General features: G+C 59.0%; 26 protein-coding genes and 1 pseudogene. 8 read left to right on the plus strand and 19 right to left on the minus strand.

Translation table 11 applies throughout. The annotated features are described in order from the left end of the window. Positions 1 to 178: 178 nt before the first annotated feature. The gene (locus tag ACXADQ_RS03800) at positions 179 to 2,251 is read left to right on the plus strand and encodes a bifunctional sulfate adenylyltransferase/adenylylsulfate kinase (RefSeq protein ID WP_475315758.1); all 2,073 of its coding nucleotides are present in this window, start codon (positions 179 to 181) and stop codon (positions 2,249 to 2,251) included. Positions 2,252 to 2,300: 49 nt separating this feature from the next. Here the strand turns inward: ACXADQ_RS03800 and ACXADQ_RS03805 are convergent, their stop codons facing one another. The 3 genes from ACXADQ_RS03805 to ACXADQ_RS03815 are packed head-to-tail and all read right to left on the minus strand — an operon-like array spanning position 2,301 to position 3,257. Continuing rightward, positions 2,301 to 2,597, minus strand: coding sequence for a hypothetical protein (locus tag ACXADQ_RS03805; protein ID WP_475315761.1), 297 nt, complete (start codon positions 2,595 to 2,597; stop codon positions 2,301 to 2,303). 15 nt (positions 2,598 to 2,612) lie between these two features. Next, positions 2,613 to 2,840, minus strand: coding sequence for a DUF1150 family protein (locus ACXADQ_RS03810; RefSeq protein WP_475315764.1), 228 nt, complete (start codon positions 2,838 to 2,840; stop codon positions 2,613 to 2,615). Between the two features lie 3 nt (positions 2,841 to 2,843). Beyond that, positions 2,844 to 3,257, minus strand: a complete 414-nt coding sequence (locus tag ACXADQ_RS03815) for an Hsp20 family protein (RefSeq protein WP_475315765.1) — start codon at positions 3,255 to 3,257, stop codon at positions 2,844 to 2,846. Positions 3,258 to 3,417: 160 nt separating this feature from the next. Between ACXADQ_RS03815 and ACXADQ_RS03820 the strand changes: the two genes are divergently transcribed. Genes ACXADQ_RS03820 through ACXADQ_RS03830 form a run of 3 tightly spaced genes read left to right on the plus strand, consistent with a single transcriptional unit; the run spans position 3,418 to position 5,237 of the window. Then, positions 3,418 to 3,642 (plus strand): YdcH family protein, encoded by a 225-nt coding sequence (locus tag ACXADQ_RS03820; RefSeq protein ID WP_475315766.1) that lies wholly within the window; start codon positions 3,418 to 3,420, stop codon positions 3,640 to 3,642. A gap of 46 nt (positions 3,643 to 3,688) precedes the next feature. After that, complete coding sequence (purE, locus tag ACXADQ_RS03825) at positions 3,689 to 4,177, plus strand: 5-(carboxyamino)imidazole ribonucleotide mutase (protein ID WP_475315767.1); 489 nt, start codon at positions 3,689 to 3,691, stop codon at positions 4,175 to 4,177. Next, positions 4,170 to 5,237, plus strand: coding sequence for a 5-(carboxyamino)imidazole ribonucleotide synthase (locus ACXADQ_RS03830; protein ID WP_475315768.1), 1,068 nt, complete (start codon positions 4,170 to 4,172; stop codon positions 5,235 to 5,237). The genes purE and ACXADQ_RS03830 overlap by 8 nt, the downstream gene beginning before the upstream one ends. Before the next feature lie 2 nt (positions 5,238 to 5,239). Here the strand turns inward: ACXADQ_RS03830 and ACXADQ_RS03835 are convergent. From ACXADQ_RS03835 to ACXADQ_RS03850, 4 genes and pseudogenes are all read right to left on the minus strand, one after another. After that, positions 5,240 to 6,353, minus strand: a pseudogene (locus ACXADQ_RS03835) (alpha-D-ribose 1-methylphosphonate 5-triphosphate diphosphatase). Continuing rightward, positions 6,350 to 7,069 (minus strand): esterase/lipase family protein, encoded by a 720-nt coding sequence (locus tag ACXADQ_RS03840; protein WP_475315769.1) that lies wholly within the window; start codon positions 7,067 to 7,069, stop codon positions 6,350 to 6,352. Before ACXADQ_RS03840 ends, ACXADQ_RS03835 begins: the two are co-directional and overlap by 4 nt. A 37-nt stretch (positions 7,070 to 7,106) precedes the next feature. Beyond that, entirely contained in the window at positions 7,107 to 7,586 is a 480-nt protein-coding gene (locus ACXADQ_RS03845; protein ID WP_475315770.1) for a GNAT family N-acetyltransferase, read from the minus strand. A 152-nt stretch (positions 7,587 to 7,738) separates the two neighbouring features. Continuing rightward, positions 7,739 to 8,551: a DUF6473 family protein gene (locus tag ACXADQ_RS03850; protein ID WP_475315771.1), complete on the minus strand. Its 813-nt coding sequence runs from the start codon at positions 8,549 to 8,551 to the stop codon at positions 7,739 to 7,741. 158 nt (positions 8,552 to 8,709) lie between these two features. Here ACXADQ_RS03850 and ACXADQ_RS03855 point away from each other — a divergent pair, with 158 nt between their 5' ends. After that, positions 8,710 to 9,585: a 3-hydroxybutyryl-CoA dehydrogenase gene (locus tag ACXADQ_RS03855; RefSeq protein WP_475315772.1), complete on the plus strand. Its 876-nt coding sequence runs from the start codon at positions 8,710 to 8,712 to the stop codon at positions 9,583 to 9,585. A gap of 3 nt (positions 9,586 to 9,588) precedes the next feature. On the opposite strand, the gene ACXADQ_RS03860 is transcribed toward ACXADQ_RS03855, so the two are convergent. From ACXADQ_RS03860 to ACXADQ_RS03890, 7 genes are read right to left on the minus strand one after another with little or no spacing between them, the layout of a single operon-like run. Then, positions 9,589 to 10,452 carry a lysophospholipid acyltransferase family protein gene (locus tag ACXADQ_RS03860; protein WP_475315773.1) on the minus strand — a complete coding sequence of 288 codons (864 nt, stop codon included), beginning with the start codon at positions 10,450 to 10,452 and terminating at the stop codon, positions 9,589 to 9,591. A gap of 46 nt (positions 10,453 to 10,498) precedes the next feature. Then, the gene (locus ACXADQ_RS03865; protein ID WP_475315774.1) at positions 10,499 to 10,777 is read right to left on the minus strand and encodes an HPr family phosphocarrier protein; all 279 of its coding nucleotides are present in this window, start codon (positions 10,775 to 10,777) and stop codon (positions 10,499 to 10,501) included. A gap of 6 nt (positions 10,778 to 10,783) precedes the next feature. Beyond that, complete coding sequence (locus tag ACXADQ_RS03870) at positions 10,784 to 11,176, minus strand: PTS sugar transporter subunit IIA (RefSeq protein WP_475315775.1); 393 nt, start codon at positions 11,174 to 11,176, stop codon at positions 10,784 to 10,786. Positions 11,177 to 11,188: 12 nt separating this feature from the next. Continuing rightward, complete coding sequence (rapZ, locus tag ACXADQ_RS03875; RefSeq protein ID WP_475315776.1) at positions 11,189 to 12,118, minus strand: RNase adapter RapZ; 930 nt, start codon at positions 12,116 to 12,118, stop codon at positions 11,189 to 11,191. 4 nt (positions 12,119 to 12,122) lie between these two features. Continuing rightward, entirely contained in the window at positions 12,123 to 12,548 is a 426-nt protein-coding gene (locus ACXADQ_RS03880) for an HPr kinase/phosphorylase (protein WP_475326028.1), read from the minus strand. Between the two features lies 1 nt (position 12,549). Further along, positions 12,550 to 14,268 carry a sensor N-terminal transmembrane domain-containing protein gene (locus ACXADQ_RS03885; protein ID WP_475315777.1) on the minus strand — a complete coding sequence of 573 codons (1,719 nt, stop codon included), beginning with the start codon at positions 14,266 to 14,268 and terminating at the stop codon, positions 12,550 to 12,552. Further along, a complete protein-coding gene (locus tag ACXADQ_RS03890) occupies positions 14,268 to 14,969 on the minus strand; it encodes a response regulator transcription factor (RefSeq protein WP_475315778.1) in 702 nt (233 codons plus the stop codon). Before ACXADQ_RS03890 ends, ACXADQ_RS03885 begins: the two co-directional genes overlap by 1 nt. A 364-nt stretch (positions 14,970 to 15,333) precedes the next feature. On the opposite strand from ACXADQ_RS03890, the gene ACXADQ_RS03895 reads away from it, so the two are divergent. Continuing rightward, positions 15,334 to 16,932, plus strand: a complete 1,599-nt coding sequence (locus tag ACXADQ_RS03895; protein ID WP_475315779.1) for a phosphoenolpyruvate carboxykinase — start codon at positions 15,334 to 15,336, stop codon at positions 16,930 to 16,932. Positions 16,933 to 17,030: 98 nt separating this feature from the next. Here ACXADQ_RS03895 and ACXADQ_RS03900 read toward each other — a convergent pair whose 3' ends face one another. Both ACXADQ_RS03900 and ACXADQ_RS03905 read right to left on the minus strand, forming a co-directional pair. Further along, positions 17,031 to 17,744, minus strand: a complete 714-nt coding sequence (locus tag ACXADQ_RS03900) for a hypothetical protein (RefSeq protein WP_475315780.1) — start codon at positions 17,742 to 17,744, stop codon at positions 17,031 to 17,033. Positions 17,745 to 17,811: 67 nt separating this feature from the next. Continuing rightward, on the minus strand, positions 17,812 to 18,702 hold the full coding sequence (locus ACXADQ_RS03905; protein WP_475315781.1) for a LysR family transcriptional regulator: 891 nt from the start codon (positions 18,700 to 18,702) through the stop codon (positions 17,812 to 17,814). A gap of 230 nt (positions 18,703 to 18,932) precedes the next feature. Here ACXADQ_RS03905 and ACXADQ_RS03910 point away from each other — a divergent pair, with 230 nt between their 5' ends. After that, positions 18,933 to 19,292 (plus strand): helix-turn-helix domain-containing protein, encoded by a 360-nt coding sequence (locus ACXADQ_RS03910; RefSeq protein WP_475315782.1) that lies wholly within the window; start codon positions 18,933 to 18,935, stop codon positions 19,290 to 19,292. 33 nt (positions 19,293 to 19,325) lie between these two features. Here ACXADQ_RS03910 and ACXADQ_RS03915 read toward each other — a convergent pair whose 3' ends face one another. Then, a complete protein-coding gene (locus ACXADQ_RS03915) occupies positions 19,326 to 20,096 on the minus strand; it encodes a sulfite exporter TauE/SafE family protein (RefSeq protein WP_475315783.1) in 771 nt (256 codons plus the stop codon). Between the two features lie 147 nt (positions 20,097 to 20,243). Between ACXADQ_RS03915 and ACXADQ_RS03920 the strand changes: the two genes are divergently transcribed. Next, positions 20,244 to 21,929 (plus strand): acyl-CoA dehydrogenase family protein, encoded by a 1,686-nt coding sequence (locus ACXADQ_RS03920; protein WP_475315784.1) that lies wholly within the window; start codon positions 20,244 to 20,246, stop codon positions 21,927 to 21,929. A 91-nt stretch (positions 21,930 to 22,020) separates the two neighbouring features. On the opposite strand, the gene ACXADQ_RS03925 is transcribed toward ACXADQ_RS03920, so the two are convergent. After that, positions 22,021 to 22,995, minus strand: a complete 975-nt coding sequence (locus ACXADQ_RS03925) for an SLAC1 anion channel family protein (RefSeq protein WP_475315785.1) — start codon at positions 22,993 to 22,995, stop codon at positions 22,021 to 22,023. 173 nt (positions 22,996 to 23,168) lie between these two features. After that, on the minus strand, positions 23,169 to 24,731 hold the full coding sequence (locus tag ACXADQ_RS03930; RefSeq protein WP_475315786.1) for an acyl-CoA dehydrogenase family protein: 1,563 nt from the start codon (positions 24,729 to 24,731) through the stop codon (positions 23,169 to 23,171). Positions 24,732 to 24,783: the final 52 nt, after the last annotated feature.

Here is a 24,783-nt window from a genome sequence, read left to right on the forward strand (position 1 = left end):
CCGTCTACACCGACTGGCATCCCCTGGAACCGGGTCCCGGCTTTGCTTAAAAAGTTGGAAAACCTACCCTACATTGCGAAAATCTGCCGATCCGCAAAGTTTGTTCTTTGCTGAACACACATGTCGTGCTATGCGTTCAATCGTGAACACACCTTGAGTCGCCCAGCAGAATACCACAATGCCAACGTCAAAGCTCAATGCCGCCGAGGAAGACATGCTCTTTCGTTTGTTGCGCCAACTGGACATCGCGCCAGAGGCAACGCAACGCGCGACGGCCGGCGCATTGGGGATTTCACTGGGCCGATTGAACACGTTGTTGCGCACCACGGCCCAGGCCGGACTGATCAAGATCTCCGAGCGCAATGGCCCCGACAAACGGCAACGGTTTGCCTATGCCATCACCGCCCGCGGCGCGGCCGAGAAGAACCGGCTTACCGACCAATTCCTGAACCGAAAATTTGCAGAGTATGAGGCTCTGCATGCTGAACTCACCGGCACGAATAGTGGCCTAATTCCATTCAAGAGTAGGATACAAATCATGCAAAATAATCTTGCGCCCATCCCCGAACTGTACGTTTCGTACGACTCGGCCCAGAAACTGAAAGTCGAAGCGGCCGATCTGGTTAGCTGGGACCTGACCCCCCGTCAGATCTGCGACCTCGAACTGCTGATGAACGGCGGTTTCAACCCGCTCAAGGGCTTTCTGACCGAAGAAGATTATAACGGTGTCGTAGAAAACATGCGCCTGGCGGATGGTTCGCTGTGGCCGATGCCGATCAACCTGGATGTCAGCGAAGAATTCGCCGAGTCGCTGGAAATCGGTCAGGACATCGCCCTGCGCGACCAGGAAGGCGTGATCCTGGGCACCATGACCGTCACCGACCGTTGGGAACCCAACAAAGCGGTCGAGGCCGAGAAGGTCTTTGGCGCCGATGACGATGCGCACCCCGCCGTGAACTACCTGCACAACCACGCAGGCAAGATCTATCTGGGTGGCCCGGTCACCGGGATTCAGCAGCCGGTACACTATGACTTCCGTGCCCGCCGCGACACTCCGAACGAACTGCGCGCCTATTTCCGCAAGCTGGGCTGGCGCAAAGTGGTTGCGTTCCAAACCCGTAACCCGCTGCACCGCGCGCACCAGGAACTGACCTTCCGCGCCGCAAAAGAGGCCGAAGCCAACCTGCTGATCCACCCCGTTGTTGGCCTGACCAAGCCGGGCGACGTTGACCACTTCACCCGTGTGCGCTGCTACGAGGCCGTTCTGGACAAATACCCGGCGTCGACCACCACCATGTCGCTGCTGAACCTGGCCATGCGTATGGCTGGCCCGCGCGAAGCTGTCTGGCACGGCCTGATCCGCGCCAACCATGGCTGTACCCACATCATCATCGGTCGCGACCACGCGGGCCCGGGCAAAAACAGCCAGGGCGAAGATTTCTACGGCCCCTATGACGCCCAGGAACTGTTCCGCGCCCACCAAGAAGAAATCGGCATCGAAATGGTCGACTTCAAGCACATGGTTTACGTGCAGGAACGCGCCCAGTACGAGCCCAACGACGAGATCCCCGATCGTGACGACGTCACCATCCTGAACATCTCGGGCACCGAACTGCGCCGCCGCCTGTCCGAGGGCCTGGAAATCCCCGAGTGGTTCTCGTTCCCCGAAGTTGTGAAAGAGCTGCGTCGCACCAAGCCGCCCCGCGCTCAGCAAGGTTTCACCGTGTTCTTCACCGGTTTCTCGGGCTCGGGCAAATCGACCATTGCAAACGCCCTGATGGTAAAGCTGATGGAACAGGGCGGTCGCCCCGTGACTCTGCTGGATGGTGACATCGTTCGTAAGAACCTGTCCTCCGAGCTGGGCTTCAGCAAAGAGCACCGCGATCTGAACATCCGCCGCATCGGCTATGTGGCCAGCGAGATCACCAAGAACGGTGGTATCGCGATCTGTGCGCCCATCGCGCCCTACGCCACCACCCGCCGCGCTGTCCGTGAGGACATCGAAGCATTCGGTGCCTTCGTCGAAGTGCACGTGGCAACCACGATCGAAGAGTGTGAGCGCCGCGACCGCAAAGGCCTGTACAAACTGGCACGCGAAGGCAAGATCAAAGAGTTCACCGGTATCTCGGACCCCTATGATGTCCCGGCCAACCCCGAGCTCAGCATCGACACCGAAGGCACGGACGTGGACAACTGCGCCCACCAGGTTCTGCTGAAACTGGAAGCCATGGGTCTGATCTCGGCCAGCTAAGCCAGATCACACGGAAACAGAAAACGCCCCGCCAATTTGGTGGGGCGTTTTATTTTAGGTGGCGCCAGGTCAACCACAGATACAGCGCGTGCCCCAAAACAAAGGACACCGAGGCGACCCACAGGCCAATGCGGATGTCTTCGTCACCTGCCAACCGAGACACGACCGTCAGCGTGACAATGGCCAAAGCAGGTAGAAATGTCAGAGCCAGAGCACGCGGCGCATACCATGTCACACGACCGTCCACCGCCCATTGCATCGGCAGCTTTTCAACGTCAGGCAAGACCCGATGCGCGCCCAAAGACATGGCGGCCAGCACCAGGAATGTCGTGACCGCAAAGACCATCAGCGGCCCCTCTGTTTAGTGAACAGCGACGGGCGCAAAATCGTGTTGACGCGCCAGCAGGAAGGCCAGCTTGCGATCCTTGACCACGGCCAGGCGCTCTCCTTCGGCGCTGTGCACGGCATAGAGCGTTTCCTCGCCCTCGACCGCCTCTTGCATCTCTTCGGGCAGGTCCGCGACATTCACTTGGCGGACATAGACGATGCGACCCTCGGCCCCTTGGCCAAAATCATATTTAGTATCCATGACTTACCCCTTCTTGATGTTGATCCGCTGAACCACCGTTTCGGGCAACGCGCGCGTCAGGTCGACATGCAGCAGACCGTTTTCCATCACGGCTTCGCCCACTTCGACCCCATCGGCCAGAACAAAGCTGCGCTGAAACTGACGGGCCGCGATCCCGCGATGCAGGAAAATCCGCCCATCGCTGTCTTCGCGCTGACGTCCTCGGATCACCAACTGGCGATCCTCGACCGTGATGGCCAGCTCGTCCTCGGCGAACCCGGCGACGGCCAAGGTGATTCTGTAGGAATTGTCCGAGGTCTGCTCGATATTGAAAGGCGGATAGCCTTCATTCCCCGATTTCGCATTGCGTTCCAGCAAGCGTTCCAGCTGATCAAAGCCCAGCATATACGGGTGAGACCCCAAGGTAAGTTTGGTCATCGGCACGTCCTTACGTTTAAGCGACAGTCCAGTTTGATGGGCCCCAATCAGGCGACCCGTTACATGAAATATGGGCATCGCGGCGCGTGGGCGCAAGGGCTTTGCGAAAAGGTTGGTTTTCAGTATGTTACAGGGGTAGCCAACGATAAGAATCAACGCCATGAACGCTCAATCCGACATTTCGATGAAAACCGAAGAGGTCTTGCGCGTGGAGCTTGAGGTTTTCCGCCAGGAACACCGCGATCTGGACGAGGCAATCACCGCCATGGTCGAACGCGGCACCGCGGATCAGCTGACCATTCGGCGCCTGAAAAAGAAAAAACTGCGCCTCAAGGACATGATCGCGATCATCGAGGATCGTTTGACGCCAGATATCATTGCGTAAACCCCTGCCTTGGCTATAGTGCGCGCTCGCAGAGAAGGGGCGCAGAATGACTGACGTAAAAGTGGGCATCATCATGGGCAGCCAATCGGACTGGCCCACCATGAAAGAAGCAGCCGATGTGCTGGACGAATTGGGTATCGCTTACGAGGCCAAGATCGTGTCTGCGCACCGCACCCCTGACCGTCTGTGGACCTACGGCAAATCCGCCGTGGATCGGGGCTTGCACGTGATCATCGCGGGCGCGGGTGGTGCTGCGCATCTGCCGGGCATGATGGCGTCAAAAACGCGGGTGCCGGTGATCGGTGTTCCGGTACAAACCAAGGCCCTGTCGGGCGTGGACAGCCTGTATTCCATCCTGCAAATGCCCCGCGGTTTCCCCGTGGCGACGATGGCCATTGGCGGCGCTGGCGCGAAAAACGCCGGCCTGATGGCTGCTGGCATTCTGGCCAATAACGACCCCGAGATCGCCCAGCGTCTGGACGCTTGGCGCGATGCACTTTCGGCCTCTATTCCTGATGAGCCCTCCGATGACTGACGTTCTGCAAACCGGTGCAACCATTGGCATTCTGGGCGGCGGCCAACTGGGCCGGATGCTGTCCGTCGCGGCCTCGCGGCTGGGCTTCAAGACCCATATCTTTGAACCTGGCGCCAACCCGCCCGCGGCCGATGTGGCCCACTCGCTGACCACCGCCCCCTACGAGGACGAGGCCGCCCTGCGCGCCTTTGCCGACACGGTGGACGTGATCACCTACGAGTTCGAAAACATCCCCACCTCTGCGCTGGATATCCTGGAATCGCTGAAACCGATCCGCCCGAACCGTCGCGCGCTGGCCGTCAGCCAGGATCGCCTGACCGAAAAGGCCTTCCTGACCGATCTGGGCCTGCAAACCGCCCCCTTTGCGGCCGTGGATGACGAGGTTGATCTGGCCGAAGCCATTGCTGAAATCGGCACCCCCGCGATCCTGAAAACCCGCCGTTTCGGCTATGACGGCAAGGGGCAATCTCGCCTGAAATCTGCTGACGACGCCGAAAAGGCGCTGGCCGACATGGCAGGCGCCCCCGCGATTCTCGAAGGTTTCGTGAACTTCACTCACGAGGTCTCGGTCATCGGCACCCGCGCTGCGGACGGGCAGGTTTCATGCTTTGACCCCGGCGAAAACGTCCACCGCGATGGCATCCTGCACACGACCACCGTGCCCGCCAACCTGACCGGCAGCCAGAAAATGGACGCCGTTCTGCTGACCGGCAAGATCCTCAACGCGCTGAAATATGTCGGCACCATGGGGGTGGAACTGTTCGTGACGCCTCAGGGTCTGATCGTCAATGAAATCGCTCCGCGCGTGCACAATTCCGGCCACTGGACCCAGAACGGCTGCGCGATTGATCAGTTCGAACAGCACATCCGCGCCGTCGCTGGCTGGCCGCTTGGCGATGGCTCGCGCCATTCAGACGTGGTGATGGAGAACCTGATCGGCGACGATATGGACCGCGTTCCCGTGATCGCCGCAGAACCCAACGCCGCGCTGCATCTGTACGGCAAGTCCGAAACCAAGCCCGGCCGCAAAATGGGGCATGTCAACCGGGTAACTAGTTGATACTAGACAACAAAACGCTCGGCAACTTCTCCAGCCAGATGGGTTATGCGACCCGCGGCGATGGTGGCGCCAACGCGCCCACGCTGGTCAAGTACCACCAGATCAGCCCGTTTGCCGGGCAACAATTGACCCCGGTCCTCTAGCCCCAACAATCGCGCGGGTCCTTCGGACACGAGCGCCCAATTCTCCAATGTCAGGGCAGCCTGCAACGGGGCGGGATAGTGATAATCCGAAGCCAGCGCATCCCCAATTCCATCGGCGATCAACGCAGCAGCACTGACGTTGCCTGAGTGCGAGCCTCCCCGCACCACATTCGGCGCCCCCAAGACCACGGGGTCGCCTGCTTGGGCCGCCTCTTCGGCGGCCTCACGCGTTTCTGGAAATTCCGAAACGCTTAATCCCATCGCACGGGCTGAGCGGCGAGCTGCGGCCGAGCCGTCGTCATGACTGCCCATGATCACGCCCCGTTCGGCCAGCTCGTTCGCCAGCTCAGCCAAGGCATCAGGCACCAAGGCCCCGTTGGCATGCAACGCCTTTAGCAACGCGTGATGCAACTCGGGGGAACGCCCACCCTTCAACGCTTGTCCGGTCAACCGGGGGGGGGCGCTTCCCCTTGTTCAACGCATCATGAGGCAGATGGTCGTTGAACACGACAAAGCCAATCTGATACTGGCGCACGATCTCGAGGATCTGGGGGTAGTCGTCCAGCATATGGGTTTCGAAGCGCAACTGGACGCGCATATCCGTGCCCAGCGTTTGATAGTCCGCCAAGGCCTCCAGCATCCGACGTGCAAAGTCGGGGCCGCGCATGCCGCCCTCCCAACTCCAGAACTGCGCCAGCATCGCGGTGGTGATGCCATTGGCCGCCAGATCCGCCTCGGCCGATGCCAGTCCGGCTGACAAATCGGTCATCGCGCCGCGCCGCGGGGCCAGATGGCGCTCAAATCCATCGCCATGCACATCAATGATCCCGGGCCGAATCCGAAACCCGCAAAGGTCAATTTCGCGCCCGATCGGGCCGTCGACGATCTCCCCGTCATGTAGGCTCAGCGCGTCAAACGAGACTCCGTCGGGCCGCAGGACTTCGGCATTCTTCAGAGTCAGGGACAGGGTCATTTTGGCCTCGGCAAGGCCCGGATCGCCTGGGCCCATGTCATATCGTGATCAAACACCCCCTTTTCGATGAATTTCAGCGCCTGCGCAATCACCACCGCGTTGTTCATCATGAAAGTATGCGTCACGGGCAGGGTGATATGATCCGCCATACCCGTGACCCGGGTCGATGCCACCGAGACCTTTCCATCATCCGGCCCACGAATCACGCTGGAAAACAAAGGGTTTAGGGATTGAGACCCCGAAATCACCCCCAAGGAAAAGGACACCGGAGGTAAGTCCGATGGCAGCCCCTTGGTCCCCAGTTGCTGTCCTGCGGGGCCATTGATCCAGTCAAACAGAGCGTATTTACCAAACGTATCCACGATTTGCGAGCCCCCATTCGGCGGCCCCAACATCACCACCCGGCCCAACATCTCGATCTTATGCATAGTCAGCCAATGACGCAGCAAAATCCCCCCCATCGAGTGTGTCACAAAGTGGGTTCTTTGCCCTTTGCAGGCATCAATCGCATCGGGCAACGTGGCCTTGGAGAGGGTATCAATCGGCGCAGAGGTGGACGGGTATCCGGGTCGCACCACCTGATATCCTTGGGCGCGGAACACCGCCTCCATCAAGGTAAACGAGCCCGGGCCGCGCGCCAATCCGTGCAGCATGACCACGCATTCCGCGCGCGCTTGCAATGGCACAAACAGCAGTAGAAAGATCAAAAAACGCATGCCCTATAGATAGGAGCAACTGCCCCAACCACTAGCCCTAAAGGCGCGAATACGCAGGGGGATAGACAAGTTCCGCCATGATTCCCGCATTTTCGATCCGAATGGGGTACATCAGCGTGTCTTTCTTGGAATAGGGCGTCTCCAGGGCTTCAGCAGCGGTGCGTGTAAACCCAAAGCGCAGATAATACCGCGCATTCCCCAGAACGGTGACCGCGCTGGCATCCGTTTGGCGGGCGGCCTCGAGACAGGCGCGTACCAGTTCACTGCCAATACCACAACTGCGCGCAGCCGAATCCACCGCCACCGAGGTAATCGTCTGCCATCCTTCGGGATGCAGATGTCGCGCCATGCAGGCGTGCCCCAAGATCTCGCCGTCCTCGTCCCAGACCAGATCACATTGCAGGTCATTTGCCTTTCGCAACGAATGCACAAGATCGGCCTCATCGCTGCGTTCATAGGCCTCTTCAATCAAGGCGGTTACTTTGTGGTTATCGCGAGGTTCATACACCCGGATCATTTGGATTCGCCTCCTATCCGCAAACTGGTAACGACCCTTTCAGGCTATGCCTCGCAGGCAAGAACACAAGCCAGAGCGCCGGGAATCGCGCGGAATTGACCCGTTTGCGCTGCTGGATACGCCCAAACATTCACCATCTGCGCCCGCTCGCCCTAGTCATATCCGGCCCGGATCAACGCTTTGTACAAGGCCTCGGCGATGATCGTATGCATCCTGGGATTGGGCAAATCCGCCGCTGCAAAGGCTTCCATCTGGCCAAAGACCATGCCCGAAGTCCCCTGCTGCATCGCGCTTTGATCCTGCGGCACCTGCACCACAGCGACGCATCGTTTGCTCAGTGGCGCAAGCAGCCGATCATTGATCAACTCGTCCGGAACCGAGCGTGGCTGCGCGTGGCGCGGCAACCACAACACAAAGGTCGGGCGCCCGATTCTGTGCAGCAGGCTGGCGCAAGACGTAAGCCATTCTCTCCGGCATTCCCCAATCACTTTGCCAAATTTCTGTGCCGACTGCCGACGGAGCCGGTGCAGCAAGTGCCCAACGAAATGAAACTCGGTAAAATCTACGTCTGGATACAACTCGAGCAAGGCATGCGACGCCCGAATGAAGCGGTCATTGCGGCGCGGATGCACCGTGTAATAGCGGTTGCTCACATATTCCGGGCCCATCACCTGCAGCACGACAAACTCGGCCCCGCGCGCAATATCTAGCACGGTTCGATCAGATCGAAACGTCTCGATCCCCGCGTTCACAACGCCCATGTTCACAGTCGTCAGTCCGGTCATGTCCTCAGTCAGGGACGGAAACGGCCGCGCAACAAATTTGCCATATGTTTCGGTCCCACCAATGAAGACGGCGTATTTCTGATCCAGGGATCGTTCGGGCCCGCGAAACTGCAAACGCGTTTGCCCATAGCCACAAGAAAGATAGTCAAGGGCCCCCGCCCCAGCATGTTCATAGGTCATCTCACCCACCATATTTTCACCCACGAATGAGAATCGGCGGAACTCATTGAAAAACTGCTAAATTTCTAATTCTCAACGAATTTTCGACAACGGATACCCTTGCGGCAATCGCGACCCCGTGCATATGCTTTCTTGAGCAAAGAAAAGGATCGGGGCGTATGGAAGTCAATTCGGTTGGGGTGATCGGCGCGGGCCAGATGGGCAACGGCATTGCGCATGTTATGGCGTTGGCCGGATATGACGTCATGTTGAACGACATCAACCAGGATGCGCTGGACGCTGCGGTCGCTCTGATCAACAAGAATATGGACCGTCAGGTCAGCCGCAATCTGATCACCCAGGATGCCAAATCCGACGCCATGGGCCGCATCAAAACCACCATGGAGCTGACAGAACTTGGCCCCCAGGATCTGATTATCGAGGCCGCGACCGAGCGCGAAGACGTCAAAAACAAGATCTTCGAAACACTGTTGCCGCATCTGGCGCCGCAAACGATCCTGACCACGAACACCTCGTCGATCTCGATCACCCGTCTGGCCAGCCGCACCGATCGGCCCGAACGCTTTATGGGGTTCCACTTCATGAACCCGGTGCCGGTCATGAAGCTGGTCGAGCTCATCCGTGGTATCGCGACCGATGAGGAAACTTATCAAGCCTGTCTGACCATCGTCGAGCGGCTGGATAAAACGGCCGCCAGCGCCTCGGATTTTCCGGCCTTTATCGTGAACCGCATCCTGGTGCCGATGATCAACGAGGCCTGCTATACCCTGTACGAAGGCGTGGGCAACGTGGCCTCGATCGACAGCGCCATGAAGCTGGGCGCGAACCACCCGATGGGCCCGCTGGAGCTGGCTGATTTCATCGGATTGGATACATGTCTGGCGATCATGCACGTTCTGCATGACGGGCTGGCGGACACCAAATACCGCCCCTGCCCGCTGCTGACGAAATATGTCGAAGCCGGTTGGCTGGGCCGCAAAACCCAACGCGGTTTCTATGACTACCGCGGGGAAACGCCAGTACCGACGCGCTAAGCGTCAGTTTTTCAACGATAATGTGTGTTCGCGCAACCAAGCCATAAAGCCGCGCGGATCGCTGCTCAGTCGCTCCATCTGCGCGTCCGTCAGCGGTTCGCCGACAATGGGTTTTTGCGGTTTGTTGCAGCTGTGCACGATCTCGTGCAGCAGCAATCCTTGGCGCAGGGTCGCGGAAATCCGGTTGGCCATCTGGTACCAGCGCGAATTCGAGCCAGGAAAATAGATCGGCACAACCCGCGCGCCCGACCGGCGGATCATCTGAGCGGTAAAGACGTTCCACTCGGCCTCGATCGCGGGGCCGAACATGGTTTCCGACGACGACACCACCCCCGAAGGGAACACCGTGATCAGCCCACCCTGTTTCAGCATCGCCATAGCCTGCGCACGCATCTCCACGAATTTGCGCTGCGCGTCGTCCTCGTGCGGGAAAGGCACGGGGATCAGATAGGACGAGGCCACCTCGTCAATCCCGGTCAGCAGGGCGCGGGTCAGGATACGATAGTCATCCCGACGGCGCCCGATCAGCTCGGCCAGAATCATCCCGTCGACCATGCCATGCGGGTGGTTCGCGACCACCACAACGGGGCCGTCCAGCGGAATGCGATCGATCTGATCCTGCGGGGTCTGCAACGGAATGCCCATCACATCCAGCGCCGCGCGCCAGAAAGCCTGCCCCTGTGGAGCCCCCTGACGTTCGAACTTGCGGATCATGCGCAGGATGGTCAGCTTACCGGTCAGCCACTCGATCGTTTTGATCGTCAACGCGGTCAACGGGCTGTCGAAGGTGTTGGCATAGGTCAGGCTACGCCGGTCATAGGTCGTGTGCACAACCTCGGCGGACGTTTCCTGCTCTTGTTCGATCACCCTGTCTTCCACCTGGCTGCACCATTTCTGCTGCGCCAAACGGCGCTTACATATCTTCCCCGAACCGGTCCGCCACCAGCGTTTCGATGGCTTGCGCCAAAGCTTCGGCATCCGCGCCCGAGGTTCGCACCTCAATAGTGGTTCCCTTCGAGGCTGCCAACATCAAAAGACCCATAATACTGTCGCCCGAGGCAGACATGCCATCCCGGCATACCTCGGCGCGCGCGTCGAATCCTTCGACAACCTCGACCAGCTTGGCCGAGGCCCGGGCATGCAGCCCCTTTTCATTCACGATTTGCAGATGGCGCTCGTTGGTGTCGGTCATTTGAAATCAACCTTTGGAGATATTCTGGCTGTCAATATATTTGCGTCCCGCTTCAGTAGCAGTCCGCACGGCATCGGCAACCGTCATATGACGGCTTTTGGCCAATTTGATCAACATCGGCAGGTTCGCGCCGTACAAAATGCGGCGGCCATCGGGTTGGCAGGCCAGGAGGGACAGATTGGAAGGCGATCCTCCGAACATGTCGGTCACCACAACAACACCTTCGCCATGGTCAACAGCGTCGGCCGCGTCGCAGATCTCGCGTTGTTTCTGGCCCCTATCGTGTTCTTGCTCGATCGAGATCGCGCGGATTCCATTTTGGGTCCCGACAACATGTTCGACCGCTGCCAGGTATTCCCGGGCCAGCCCCCCATGCGCGACGATGACGATACCGATCACGCTTGCCTTCCTTTACTTCGCTGTCACGTTCAGAGCTGCGGCAGGCTGCGATGCAGCATTCGCCTTGCGCTCGATTTCTCTGTGCCTAGTTGACACTTGCCATCCCCGGTCTGCAAGGGCCTTTGACAGCTTTTCTGCAATTGCAACCGAGCGATGTTGCCCGCCAGTGCAACCAAAACCTATCGCGAAATGGGCTTTGCCTTCGTCCCGATAGGCCGGCAAAAGCATTTCCGTTAGGTCAAGAACACGCTCAAAGAACCCATCGAATTGGGCGTCCTGGGCCACGTAGCCAACCACACCTTGGTCGCGCCCGTCCCGTCCTCTTAACGTTTCATCCCAGTAGGGGTTGCGCAGGAACCGGCAATCGAACACCATATCCATGCCCCGTGGTAATCCGCGTTTGTAGGAAAACGAGTTCACCGAAACCGCCAAGTGGCGCCCGGTTTCGCCGGTGAACAGGCGCTCGACCTCGGCTTTCAGATCATGGGGCGTCATCTCAGAGCTGTCGATCAGGATATCCGCGCGCGCCTTGATGGGCACCAGCAAATCCAGCTCTCGCTCGATCCCCTGGTCGGGGTTTTCGGCAGGCGCCAAGGGATGCCGACGACGCGTTTCTGAAAACCTTCGCAACAAGACTTCGGGGCGACAATCCAAATACAGAACCTCAGGACTGACATTGGGCAGGCCCGCCACGCGATCAATCGTTTCGATCAGCGCATTGACCGAGAAATCACGATTGCGCACATCCAGCCCCAGAGCCATGTCGCTGCTGAGGGGCGGCCCCTCAAGCAGGCGGGGCAGCATGCTGAGCGGAAGATTGTCAATCGCCTCGAATCCCAAATCTTCGAGCGTGCGAATTGACGTACTGCGCCCCGCCCCCGAAGGGCCCGTGATCAGAACAAGCCGTTTGTTCTGGTGCTGCTTTTCAACCAGGTCATGCATGAATCTAAGCGTACCTGCCCGCCTTTAAATATTGAAGAATTGCCGCTGCAAAATGCGGCGCAGGCACATTGTGAACGACGGGGCGCGAAACGCCCAGACAAACCTTCTCACGTTGCGTTGGCAATCTGTGAGTTTCTTCGGCGTGCAAATCAACCCACAGCACGACACGCGCAGACCCCACGGCGGATGCGTTCAAAATGCCCAGGGATCGGGCCTCAATTCTTCCTCGGATTGTGTCAGGAGCGTCAACCAACAGCTCTTCTCCGTCCCGCCATAACCGACAGCGGTCATCCGAGACCAGATCCGCGCCGTAGGCCATCAATTCCAAGGCCAAACCTGATTTCCCAGCACCGCTTGGCCCCAATATGCAAACGGCGGCCCCGTTCAGGGCCACCGCGCTGGCGTGCAATACGATCGGGTCCGAGGACATATCAGACCGGTAGGCCCACGACAAAACGGGCGCCCAGAGGTTCCGAGGTCGGATCAGCCTCGGTCGGGCGGATATTCTCGGCCCAGATCACGCCCCCATGGGCCTCGATGATCTGTTTCGAAATGGCCAAACCAAGGCCAGAATTGTTCCCAAACTGTTTTTCCGGCCGCTCCGAGTAGAACCGCTTGAACACTTTCGTCAGGGCCTGCTCGGGTATGCCTGGGCCGGTGTCTTCGACCACGACCAACACCCGATTGTCCCGTTGGCGCACCCAAACCCGAATAGCATCCCCGTCTTCGCAAAAACTAATCGCGTTGGTGATCAAATTCACGAAGACCTGAGCCAACCGAGCCTCGAGACCATGGATCGAGATCGGCCCGTCAGGGATGTCCATAATGAACTCGATCCCCTTTTCTTCGGCCTGCTGACCGAGATATTCGCCAAGATTTCCTACCATTTTCAGCAGGTTAAAGTTCTCTTGTTCCTCTTTGACCAACTCGCTGTCCAGACGCGAGGCGTTGGAAATGTCGCTGACCAGCCGGTCCAGTCGCCGCACGTCATGATCAATGACATCCAGCAACTTTTCGCGCTGGTCTTCTCTTTGGGCGACGCGCAAAGTCCCCACCGCCGAGCGCAAACTGGCCAGCGGGTTCTTGATTTCGTGGGCAACGTCGGCAGCAAACTGTTCGTTGCTGTCGATCCGATCATACAATGCCGAGACCATACCGCGCAGCGCCGAGGACAAGCGCCCGATTTCGTCCGGGCGCGCTGTCAGGTCGGGAATGCGTATCCGCCCCGCAGCTGTATTGCGCCGGTCTCGCGCCCCGCCCAGCTCCGCCGCTGTCGCCAGATCGGCCAGGGGGTTTGCGATGGTCGAGGCCAACACCAGGCTAAGACCGATCGACACCAACGTGGCGATCAGGAACATCTGGAGGATACGCTCGCGTTCACTTCGGACCAGTTTATCGATCTCACCCGTCGCGCTGGTCAAAGCGACCACGCCCAAAACCTGACCGCTGTGCACCACCTGTGTAGAGGCCGCGAAATAGCTGCCCGCATTGGTTTGCAGGCCGGTTTCAATCTGAGTGCCGGATGCAATCGTCGGAGCAACCATGTTGCCGACCAGTTGCTCAACGCCCGGCATCGAATGCGTGTCCCGTGCGCCGTTGAACAAGGCGTCGAACTTGTCCCAAACCCGCGCCAATGCATCCGAGATCAGGGTCGATCCTCCGTCATCAGCAACCGGACTGCGCGACGCGCCATGCCCCTGCCCCGCAGCGATCAATTCGCCCGAAGGATCAAAGACATAGACCGAGACGCCCTGTCGCAAATCCAATCCGCCCAGCGTGTCGACAACATCAATTCCATCGCCCGAGGCCAGGTTCGCGGTCGCCCCTGCAGGCAATCGCGCCTCGACCACGTCGGCGACCAGTTCCGCCTGTGCGGTCAACGCATTCACGCGATCGCCTACAAGCGAGTCGCGCGACGAATTCAACAGCAAAACACCGGCAACCAACACGTTCAGCGCAATCAGGTTAAACGTGATGATCTTGCGGGTCAGCGGCGACCGATTAAGCGTCAGGAAACCACGCCGGGCCCGCCGGGCCTGGATTTCCTTTTCAACGGTGCTGTCGGGGGCCACAAATTCATCCCCCAGCACAACCTCGCCGTCACGCTTGGGCGCCGTTTCCCGCAAATGCATCCCTTCCGCGAGAGCCATTATTCTTCGTTATATCTGTAGCCGATACCGTACAGAGTCTCGATCGCCGAGAACTCGTTATCGACCGAGCGCATTTTCTTACGCAACCGCTTGATATGGCTGTCGATTGTCCGGTCATCAACATAGACCTGATCGTCATAAGCCACGTCCATCAACTGATCGCGCGATTTGACGAAACCGGGGCGCTGCGCCAGGGCCTGCAACAACAGGAACTCGGTCACGGTCAGCGACACGTCCTGCCCTTTCCAGGCGACGGCGTGGCGCAAAGGATCCATGCGCAGATCGCCACGTTCCATCACTTTGGTTTCTTCGGTGTCCCCGACGATATCGCCAGCCACCGCATCCTGACGCCGCAACAGCGCTCGGATCCGTTCGACCAGCAAGCGCTGCGAGAACGGCTTTTTCACATAGTCGTCCGCGCCCATGCGCAGCCCCAACACCTCGTCAATCTCGTCATCTTTTGACGTGAGAAAGATCACCGGCATCGAGGTTTTCTGGCGCAGGCGCTGCAACAAATCCATGCCGTCCATGCGCGGCATCTTGATATCAAGCACCGCCATATCGGGAAGTTTCTTGTTGAATGCGTCCAGCGCGGACTGACCGTCATTGTAAGTTTCGACCTCGAACCCTTCTGCCTCAAGGGTCATGGCCACGGATGTCAGGATATTCCTGTCATCGTCCACCAGGGCGATTTTAGACATCTCCGAATTCCTTGTACTGCTCATTTATAAGATTTTTCTTTTCAGTATGCCGTTGTTTGGCACCGGCAATCAATCCAAATCTGCAAATCAGCTGTGTTTTCAGCGCTATTGTGGTGCCCATTCGTCAACGGATTGATAATTTTCGCCCGGCCCGGGCCAGCGGCACGGCCTGTATAGGTCATTTTTTGCCGTGATTGCGCTAACCTTCGATTGGTTGCGCTAACTGCGCTAAACCGTCCTGTTAATTCATGAATACGACATGCTAAGAGGCCCGTTATCGGGGCGACCCGGTCAGTGCGGGAGGGAGCCCGCACCGCGTGAAAAGACAACGCCGCGAATTGCGCGGCTACAGGAGCTTGGCATTATGACATTAGGACGGGTAAACCCGGAATTCCGCCTGGAAGATCAAGGGATCGAAGGGCTGGGCAATGTCTTTTACAATCTTATGGAGCCCGCGCTGATCGAAGCCGCGCTCAAGAAGGGCGAAGGGAAACTGGGCCAAGGCGGCGCCTTCCTGGTCTCCACCGGCAAATTCACTGGCCGTTCGCCCAAAGACAAACACGTCGTGAAAACCGACAGCGTTGTGGACACCATCTGGTGGGAAAACAACGCCGCCATGTCGCCCGAGGGCTTTGATAACCTCTATGCCGACATGCTGGAGCACATGAAGGGCAAGGATTACTACGTTCAGGACCTGGTAGGCGGTTCCGATCCGGCCTATGCGATCAACGTGCGCATGGTGACCGAACTGGCCTGGCACAACCTGTTCATCCGCCACATGCTGCGCCGCCCCGAACGCACTGCGCTGGACAGCTTCCTTGCGGATTTCACCGTCATCAACTGCCCCAGCTTCCAGGCGGACCCCGAGCGTCACAACTGCCGCTCCTCCACCGTGATCGCGATGAACTTCGACAAGAAGCTGATCCTGATCGGCGGCACCGAATACGCCGGTGAGAACAAGAAATCTGTCTTCACCCTGCTGAACTACCTGCTGCCCGACAGCGGCGTGATGCCGATGCACTGCTCGGCCAACCACGCGATTGGCAACCCGGTCGACACCGCCATCTTCTTTGGCCTGTCCGGCACCGGCAAAACCACCCTGTCGGCAGACCCCTCGCGTACCCTGATCGGGGATGACGAGCACGGCTGGTCGGATCGTGGCACCTTCAACTTCGAAGGCGGCTGCTATGCCAAGACCATCAACCTGTCCGCCGAAGCCGAGCCCGAGATCTATGCGACGACCTCGAAATTCGGCACCGTGATCGAAAACATGGTCTACGACGAAGAGACCCTGGAACTGGATTTCCAGGACAGCTCTTTGACCGAGAACATGCGCTGCGCCTATCCGCTGGAATACATTTCCAACGCCTCGGCCGAAGCCCAGGGTGGTCATCCGAAAAACATCATTCTGCTGACCTGTGATGCGTATGGCGTTCTGCCTCCGATCTCGCGTCTGACCCCGGCGCAGGCGATGTACCACTTCCTGTCCGGCTTCACCTCCAAGACGCCGGGCACCGAGCGCGGTGTGGTTGAACCCACCCCGACCTTCTCGACCTGCTTTGGCGCGCCCTTCATGCCGCGTCGTCCCGAGGCCTACGGCAACCTGCTGCGCGAAAAGATCGCGTCCTACGGTGCGACCTGCTGGCTGGTGAACACCGGCTGGACCGGCGGCGCCTTCGGCACCGGTTCGCGGATGCCCATCAAGGCCACCCGTGCCCTGCTGACCGCCGCGCTGGACGGGTCGCTGAACGACGCTCAGTTCCGCAAGGACGAAAACTTCGGCTTCGAAGTGCCGGTTTCGGTGGCTGGTGTGGATGACACCCTGCTGGATCCGCGTCAGACCTGGGCCGATGGCGCAGCCTATGACGCCCAAGCCGCGAAACTGGTTCAGATGTTCTCGGACAACTTCGAGCAATACCTGCCCTATATCGACGAAGACGTAAAAGCCGCCGCAATCGGCTAAGGCGCGTCCCCTTCGTCACTGAATAGAACGCCCCGGCCCAAGCGCCGGGGCGTTTCTTTTGCGATCATCCCCCGTTTTGGCCCCACCCGGCCAATACGTCAGGCAGCGACCGGAACTTTGTGCTCCAGAGGCACATGCATCACGTGGCGGATATCATCGATTTCCATCCAGACCATGTTGCAATCCAGCGGCTCGTTCCGACCATCAATCTTCCAGCTCAGGCAGTACGGATCCGAATGCATATAGCCCTCGCGCTCGGCCAAACCGCGCCGCGCGACGGTCCGCACGATAAAGCCAAATACGAAGTCGGGCTGCCAGTGCAACAAGGCGGTCAGAAACGCGAAACGTGCCAAATGATCAATCAATCCACGTCCCCGATAGGCCGCGTCATCCTTTAGCCACATTTCTCCGTGGTAGCACGCGCGCCCTGTGATTCGCTTGGCACCGGGCCCCGCGCGGAACCAGGATCCGTCCATATCAATGCCCACGCCACCGGGCGGGAACTCGCCATAGCGCGAGGTCATGTAACGCGCCAACGTTTGATCACATAGGTCCAACAAGCGCATCGCCTGGGTATGGACCAGCTGGCCTTGCGGGTTGTGCCCAACCACCCAAATGCCTCTAGAAGTTGGCAAAAATTGCTTTTCAGGATCAAAGGGCGGGCCAAGCGGCTGCTCGGGACGGCCCTCTTTTACAATACGCGCATATTCGTCAAAATCGTCCCCGACCGTTACAAAAACCTGGTTCGACTGAAGCGTCGAAACTGTTTCGGTCAGCATCCGAGCACCGTCAAATACATCACTAATTGTCATCGAATCTCTCCTTTTGGTTGTGTGCCCCAACAGGATGACCAAACAGGAGAGAAATGTCTTTTCCTTGTTATTCCAGCGGCAAAGCCGGGTCTGACACGTTCATGACCTCCTCGGCGGGCATGGAACGTATCATTTCGTCTGAAACGCCAGCAATTTGCAGGTCGTAGGTGCGTTCCACCAAGGATAGCAAAGCAAAGCTGCCATCCGCATATGTGCCCCCCATCAGAAGACGCTTGAAACTGATCGGCTCCATCTGCCCGGCCTCGCCGCGGGCCATTTGCGTATGCACATGATCATAGCGCAACCCGTGGGTTGCGCGGACCTCTTCAAAAGGCTGAGACAGCAAATGGGCGAAGGCTTTGCCACCGGGCAACCCTGGCGCACTGCGCCCGACGGCGCTGCGTTCCCAGGCCCAGCCGTACCAGGTGGCATAGGATGAGTTGCTGCCGACCTCGGTACAGACCCAGTCTTCTTCGAAGCGACGGAATACCATCAGATAGGGTCGGATGGGCAACATGGCGTCGGCCTCTAGTGCGCCGCCCGCCTCGGCCCAGCATTTGATGCCGCGCCTTAGCAAGGCCGAGGGACCAGACCACACCGAGGTGATCGGATGTTGTTGCAGGTAGAATTCCCAATTCGTTTCCTCATCGCGCCGGGCCAGATGAAACAGGCCCTCGATATGTCCCGCTTCGTCATTCAGCCAGGCCTCGCCACGGGCCAGGATATCCTCGGCTTCGCGCAACGACCGGCGGCCGGCCTCGCTCAGCCGGTATTGACGATCTTCGACATGGAACAGAGGCGCGCCTTTAATCTCTTCTAACGTATTAATATGGCGCCGAACGGTCTGTCGGGTCGAGTTTAATTCGCGCACCGCGTGAGACAGATTCAACGAATGGGCCAGCGTCACAAACGACCTGAGCAGCTCGAACAACAATCCTGAACTGGGATTTTTACCCATGCTACCCACACTCCCACACTGGTAACGTATTCAAGTTATGACAGTATTTCACTGCCTGCAAAGCCTATCCCCACACAAACAGGGGCTTTCATCAGCACCCTGCCACAGTATGGTACATAAATCATCCATCAAGGGTAAATACGCACACCTTAAGTTGTAATTTGTAACAGATTGATCGCACAGGACGTTTCGATAGAAAAGAATGTGACAATAGATAGTGGAATAAGAAAATGTCACACCCTGTAGACGAACATGTCGGTAAAAAACTGAAAAATCTGCGCGTGCTGCGTGGGCTCACTCAAACAGATGTGGCCAACGGTCTGGATATCTCGTTTCAGCAAGTCCAGAAATACGAGTTGGGTCGCAACCGGATCTCGGCCAGCAAGCTGTTCGAAATTTCGCGCATTCTGGATGTGCCGCCGTCCTATTTCTTTGACGGTTTGGACGAAGGTCAGAACGATGACGGCCCCGTGATCGACGAAGAGACCGCACGTATCGCGAGTGTCATCTCGAAAATCACGGACGAGCGTCTGAAAAGCCAGATCCGCTCGTTCATTGATGCCGTGGCGAACTACAAGCCCGCTGCCTGAGGCCGATCAAAGGGTCTGACTTGCGGGCCTCACTCACCCGATCAGCCCTTTGCGGATCAGATTGGCTCCTGCCACCAAGAGAACCACCAAGGTCGCCTTGCGAAAGGCGGCCTGGTCTATTTTGTCCTGGATGCGAAACCCGATCGCCGCCCCGATCAGTGCTGGCGGCAACAAGGCCAGCGAGAACGGCACCGTTTCGGCCCGGACAACCCCCGACCCGATATGCGCCCCCAACAGAGCGACGGCGCCCAAGCCATAGATGACGCCCTGAATGCGGATCTGGTCTTGTTTTGGGGTGTTGATCGCCGTCAGATACATAACCGTCGGAGGCCCCCAGATGCCGGACACACCGCCAACCATTCCGGCGAAGGCTCCGACACCGGCCTCCGCCCGTGTTGACCCGCCTTCGGGCAAACGCAACGATATCCCGAACAACTGAATCAGTGCAAACAGTACGATCGGGCAACCGATCAGCAGCAACAGTAATGACGCCGGCAGGATCGTGACCAGCTGCGCGCTTAGGATCAGCGCCACGCCTCCGACCAGCAAGAACACCCGGAAGCGTTTGGTCGACGCCCAGGCATGGCGCCACCCTTGTCTCAGCGCTTGCCACAAATTCGTGGCAACCGTCGGCAAAATCAGCCCCGCCAAGGCCCATTCCGCCCCCACAATGCTGCTGAGCCCCGAGATCATGACCATTGGCATGGCAAATCCGACCATGCCTTTGATAATTCCGGCCACCAGCGCGACCATCAGGCACAGGCCCATGGTCGCAAGCGTCAATTCACCTAAAATATATTCCATGACAAAGCTGTAGCAGAGTTCACTAGCGCTGCATCGCAGTATTTTTGCGCGCAACTTTTGAACATTAGTCTATATTCAAACGTATTTTTGTTGCGCTGCACCTGCAAAATAGCTAGGACGGTGCGGACAAAAGATAGGATGTGAATCATGGCTCATGACGGACAGGACCTTGATATGACGAAAACGATCATTCTCCCCGACCTGATGGCGCTGACCGCAGCGTCGATTGCTCCGGCGGAAACCGTGCTGGACACAGCGACGACCAAACTGCGCGCTTTGCTGACGGACGGCGACCGTATCTCGGGCAAGCTGCTTGAGGAAAACCAGACAGCCGCCCACGGGCTGGCCTGGCTGGCCACGTATGTGGAATCGCTGCGCCAGATGCAGGCCTGGGCCGAGCGTCTGCAAGGCGAAGGCAAGTTTGGCGAGATCGAGCAACTGATCCACCAGATCGCCTTTGGGGAATACCTGTGGCAGATCTACGGTGGCATCCCGATGAGCCAAGGCGAAATCATCCGCCTGCAAGACATGGGCCTGACACAGGATGAAATGCGCGCGCTGATGGAACCGGCCGTGATGACGCTGACCCAATCGGCGAACTCGCCCGCTGCGCGCAAACGCCTGGTCGAGCTGATGCAGGAACAGTCGGCAAACATCACCGTGGGCGCGACCGGCCTGGAAGACGAGCTGGAGATGATCCGCGAACAGTTCCGTCGCTATGCCTTGGAAAAGGTCGAACCCTTTGCCCATGAATGGCACCTGAACGACGAGCTGATCCCGATGGAAGTCATCGAAGAGCTGGCCGAAATGGGCGTCTTTGGCCTGACCATCCCCGAGGAATACGGCGGGTTCGGCCTGTCCAAAGCCTCGATGGTCGTGGTGTCCGAAGAACTGTCGCGCGGCTATATCGGTGTGGGTTCGCTGGGGACCCGTTCGGAAATCGCGGCCGAACTGATCGAAGGTGGCGGCACGGACGCGCAGAAAGAATACTGGCTGCCCAAACTGGCCGCCGCGGAAATCCTGCCCACGGCCGTTTTCACTGAACCCAACACCGGTTCCGACCTGGGCAGCCTGCGCACGCGTGCAGTCAAAGAGGGCGATGATTACCGCGTGACCGGCAACAAGACCTGGATCACCCACGCTGCGCGGACTCATGTGATGACCCTGCTGGCGCGGACCGATCCGAACACGACCGACCACAAAGGTCTGTCCATGTTCCTGGCCGAGAAAATCCCCGGCACCGACGAAAATCCCTTCCCCACCGAAGGCATGACCGGCGGCGAGATCGAGGTGCTGGGCTATCGCGGTATGAAGGAATACGAGCTGGGCTTTGACAATTTCCACGTCAAGGGCACCAACCTGCTGGGCGGCGTCGAGGGTCAGGGCTTTAAACAGCTGATGAAAACCTTCGAAGCAGCCCGTATCCAGACCGCAGCGCGCGCCATCGGTGTGGCCCAATCCGCACTGGACGTAGCAATCCAATACGCTGAAGAACGCAAGCAGTTCGGCAAATCGCTGATCAACTTCCCGCGTGTGTCGGACAAGCTGGCGATGATGGCGGTCGAGATCATGGTGGCGCGTCAGCTGACCTACTACTCGGCATGGCAGAAAGACCATGACAAGCGCTGTGACCTGGAGGCCGGCATGGCCAAGCTGCTGGGCGCCCGCGTGGCCTGGGCCTCGGCCGATAACGGGCTGCAGATCCATGGTGGCAACGGCTTTGCGCTGGAATACAAGATCAGCCGCATCCTATGCGACGCCCGCATCCTGAATATCTTTGAGGGCGCTGCTGAAATCCAAGCGCAGGTGATCGCCCGCCGCTTGCTGGGCTAAGCTGAGCATCGTCAGAATAAGGGACGGCCCCCTGCATGGGGGCCGTTTTTTTGCGCCTGCGGCGCGAGTATTTTGAAGAGCAAAGAAAGGCTTATTCCGGGACGCAGACCTGGCCGGCGGCCATGGCCCTGAGGGTGCGCAGGAACAGTGCGGCGATGATCACGATCAGAACGGCCAGCAGGGCGGTGCCGATATATTGGTGGGCCATGCTGTTGGTTTTCATGGCGTATTGGAGGCTGGCGATCGTCACCGCAGCGACCGGAAAGCTGAGCGCCCAGAAGCTCATGGCGAAGGGCAGTTTGACGATCCGAGGCAGCTGCACCGCGACGACCAGGGTGAACAGGTAGGCTCCGTTCAGCAAAATGCGCGCAAGGCTGTCCACATCACCCACCAGCCGGAGCCAGGCGACCATGCCCACGGCGGGCGGGGCGATCAGGATGACCAGGGTGGGTTGCAGTTTTCCGGGCAAAGGATCGTGGAAGATCAGGCGGTTCATGACCAGAGTCATCAGCACGACCCAGAAGATCAACCCGACGGACATGAAGTACCAGCTGATCTCGGTATATCCCAGTTGTACACCGGCAAGCGGTACGATGACGTTGCCCACTGCCGGGATAAACCAGGCTGGGTTCAGATGACCGGTTTGGAAAGAGCGCGCGCCGATCCAGGCCGATACGACGGCAATCGTCAGACCGCCTTGCAGCAGCATACCGGCCAGCCACATCGGTTCGGCAATCGCGGGTATGTGGCTAAGGCTGGCGGTCGCAAGCAACAATAATGAGATCGAAATGGCGGGGAAGAATGCGATGCGCACCGGGTGGTGCCATTCGCCCGAAACGGCCGCCGGGTACTTGATGGCTTTTAGAGTATAGCCCAGCGACACCAACACAAGCATCCCCAGCGCGACATAGTAGATCACTGTCGATGCAAGGCTGGGTGCGCCCCAGCTGAGCTCGGCCGCATGCAGCGCCAGAGACAGCCCGGTCATCCCCATGATCGTAGCGAAAAACGTGACCGGGTAATGTTCCAGCCGGTTGCCCTCGCCCGTGTGCGCCGTGTCTGTCATGTGTTGCCCTTCCTGCGGTGCAAATCCGGTGATGAATGCCCGAAATTGCATATGTCTTGCACGAGAACTTTGACCTAGGTCAAAAGGTGAGGTCAGTACGCTTCTTTGCGTTGAGCTGAAGAGCCGAAAAAGGCCACCCGAGGGTGGCCTTTGTCTATTCGGGTTCGTCGAAATCAGGCTTCGCAGATACGGGCTGACAGAACCGCGCCCATGTGTTCGCTGCGCTTCAGGTAGGTTGCGATTTCGGGCGCGGCCTCGTGGGTGTCAAAGCGCGGTGCCAGGGCGCGCACCAGCAACCATTCCGAGATCGCCATGAAATCAGCCGCCTTGGCCGAAGGATCGGCCGCCGAGGCCATGGCCTCGCGGGCTTTGGTCCATTCGGCGACAGCCTCGGCCGGGGCGTTGGCGCCGGTGAAGGCGGCAAAGCGATCGGCGGCTTCGGCCGCGCGGCCTTGCAACAGACGGGTCGCCAGGGTCAGCGCGTGGATGCCGCTGGCACCCTCGTAGATGCGGCAGATACGGGCGTCGCGCCAGACCTGCTCGATCCGGTATTCTTGCAGATAGCCATAGCCACCCAGACATTGGATACCCAGATCTGCCGCGCGCGAGGCGCTTTCGGTGCAGAAGTGTTTGGCAATCGGGGTCAGGAATTCGACCAGCATCGGGTCTTCTTCTTTTTCCAGCTCGACAATCGCAACGTGGCTGATGGCGCGGCCCAGCAAGGCCAGAGCACGCATTTCGCCCAGCATGTTCTTGATGTCCGCGTGATAATCCAGCGTCACCGGCTGACCATCGGCGCCCCGACCCTGAGTCCGCTCGGCGCAATAGGCGGCGGCGATGTCATGGGCGCGGGTGGCATGGGCGACGCCTTGCAGCGCCACGTCGATCCGGGCGTGGTTCATCATGGTGAACATCGCCTTCAGGCCTTCGCCCTCTTTGCCGATCAGCTCGGCCGGGGCATCGTCAAACGCCATCTGGCACGTGGGCGAGGCATGCAGGCCCATCTTTTCTTCGATCCGGGTGATGGTGATCGGGTTGCGGGTGCCATCGGGCTGGTTCGACAGACAGATAAACAGCGACAGACCTTTGACGCCGCTGTCGGAATCGCCGGTACGAGCCAGAACCAGGTGGAAAATCTCGTCGGTCATGTCCTGATCACCGCCCGAGATAAAGATCTTCTCGCCGTTGATTTTCCAGGCATCACCGTCCTGCACCGCACGGGTGCGGATACGGCCCAGATCCGAGCCGGCACCGGGTTCAGTCAGGCACATGGTCGACAGCCACTCGCCCGAGGCCATGCGCGGGATATAGGCCGATTTCTGTTCGTCGGTGCCATAGTCCAGCAGGGTGCGCACGGCACCGGGGACCAGACCGGTCACCATCTGCAACGAGTGGTTCGCACCCGAGAAAATCTCGGACACGGCGGCCAAGGCGACACCGCCCAGACCCTGGCCATCATATTCTTCGGGGATGGTCAGCGACGGCCAGCCCTGTTCGGCATAGGCTGCGTACAGCTCTTTATAGCCTTCGGGCATCAGCACGCGGCCATCGACCAACTTGCAGCCTTGGGTGTCGCCGATTTCGTCCAGAGGGGCGATCTCGCCCTCGGCGAAGGCGGCAAAGGCCTGGGTGATTTCGCGCATCAGATCGGCGTCCCATTCATCCAGCGACGCGGCACCTCCGACTTGGTCCAGCGTAAAGAGAATGTCATCGACGGGGGCGGCAAAGGGTTTCATGGGGCGACCTTTCCGTGGGCATTGAGGGGCATGAGGGGAGCGTCCCTGCCCC

The sequence above is a fragment of the Thalassovita sp. ABM4_323 genome, assembly GCF_056158665.1.

Excerpts from the sequence above, each read along its gene's own strand:
- ACXADQ_RS03895 (WP_475315779.1), top strand. The coding sequence starts at position 15,334 with ATGACATTAGGACGGGTAAACCCGGAATTCCGCCTGGAAGATCAAGGG.
- ACXADQ_RS03855 (WP_475315772.1), top strand. The coding sequence starts at position 8,710 with ATGGAAGTCAATTCGGTTGGGGTGATCGGCGCGGGCCAGATGGGCAAC.
- ACXADQ_RS03910 (WP_475315782.1), top strand. The coding sequence starts at position 18,933 with ATGTCACACCCTGTAGACGAACATGTCGGTAAAAAACTGAAAAATCTG.
- ACXADQ_RS03845 (WP_475315770.1), bottom strand. The coding sequence starts at position 7,586 with ATGATCCGGGTGTATGAACCTCGCGATAACCACAAAGTAACCGCCTTG.
- ACXADQ_RS03930 (WP_475315786.1), bottom strand. The coding sequence starts at position 24,731 with ATGAAACCCTTTGCCGCCCCCGTCGATGACATTCTCTTTACGCTGGAC.
- ACXADQ_RS03810 (WP_475315764.1), bottom strand. The coding sequence starts at position 2,840 with ATGGATACTAAATATGATTTTGGCCAAGGGGCCGAGGGTCGCATCGTC.
- purE (WP_475315767.1), top strand. The coding sequence starts at position 3,689 with ATGACTGACGTAAAAGTGGGCATCATCATGGGCAGCCAATCGGACTGG.
- ACXADQ_RS03850 (WP_475315771.1), bottom strand. The coding sequence starts at position 8,551 with ATGACCTATGAACATGCTGGGGCGGGGGCCCTTGACTATCTTTCTTGT.
- ACXADQ_RS03900 (WP_475315780.1), bottom strand. The coding sequence starts at position 17,744 with ATGACAATTAGTGATGTATTTGACGGTGCTCGGATGCTGACCGAAACA.
- ACXADQ_RS03890 (WP_475315778.1), bottom strand. The coding sequence starts at position 14,969 with ATGTCTAAAATCGCCCTGGTGGACGATGACAGGAATATCCTGACATCC.
- ACXADQ_RS03840 (WP_475315769.1), bottom strand. The coding sequence starts at position 7,069 with ATGCGTTTTTTGATCTTTCTACTGCTGTTTGTGCCATTGCAAGCGCGC.
- ACXADQ_RS03800 (WP_475315758.1), top strand. The coding sequence starts at position 179 with ATGCCAACGTCAAAGCTCAATGCCGCCGAGGAAGACATGCTCTTTCGT.
- ACXADQ_RS03805 (WP_475315761.1), bottom strand. The coding sequence starts at position 2,597 with ATGGTCTTTGCGGTCACGACATTCCTGGTGCTGGCCGCCATGTCTTTG.
- ACXADQ_RS03920 (WP_475315784.1), top strand. The coding sequence starts at position 20,244 with ATGGCTCATGACGGACAGGACCTTGATATGACGAAAACGATCATTCTC.
- ACXADQ_RS03885 (WP_475315777.1), bottom strand. The coding sequence starts at position 14,268 with ATGGCTCTCGCGGAAGGGATGCATTTGCGGGAAACGGCGCCCAAGCGT.
- ACXADQ_RS03925 (WP_475315785.1), bottom strand. The coding sequence starts at position 22,995 with ATGACAGACACGGCGCACACGGGCGAGGGCAACCGGCTGGAACATTAC.
- ACXADQ_RS03865 (WP_475315774.1), bottom strand. The coding sequence starts at position 10,777 with ATGACCGACACCAACGAGCGCCATCTGCAAATCGTGAATGAAAAGGGG.
- ACXADQ_RS03880 (WP_475326028.1), bottom strand. The coding sequence starts at position 12,548 with ATGTCCTCGGACCCGATCGTATTGCACGCCAGCGCGGTGGCCCTGAAC.
- ACXADQ_RS03815 (WP_475315765.1), bottom strand. The coding sequence starts at position 3,257 with ATGACCAAACTTACCTTGGGGTCTCACCCGTATATGCTGGGCTTTGAT.
- rapZ (WP_475315776.1), bottom strand. The coding sequence starts at position 12,118 with ATGCATGACCTGGTTGAAAAGCAGCACCAGAACAAACGGCTTGTTCTG.
- ACXADQ_RS03905 (WP_475315781.1), bottom strand. The coding sequence starts at position 18,702 with ATGGGTAAAAATCCCAGTTCAGGATTGTTGTTCGAGCTGCTCAGGTCG.
- ACXADQ_RS03830 (WP_475315768.1), top strand. The coding sequence starts at position 4,170 with ATGACTGACGTTCTGCAAACCGGTGCAACCATTGGCATTCTGGGCGGC.
- ACXADQ_RS03820 (WP_475315766.1), top strand. The coding sequence starts at position 3,418 with ATGAACGCTCAATCCGACATTTCGATGAAAACCGAAGAGGTCTTGCGC.
- ACXADQ_RS03915 (WP_475315783.1), bottom strand. The coding sequence starts at position 20,096 with ATGGAATATATTTTAGGTGAATTGACGCTTGCGACCATGGGCCTGTGC.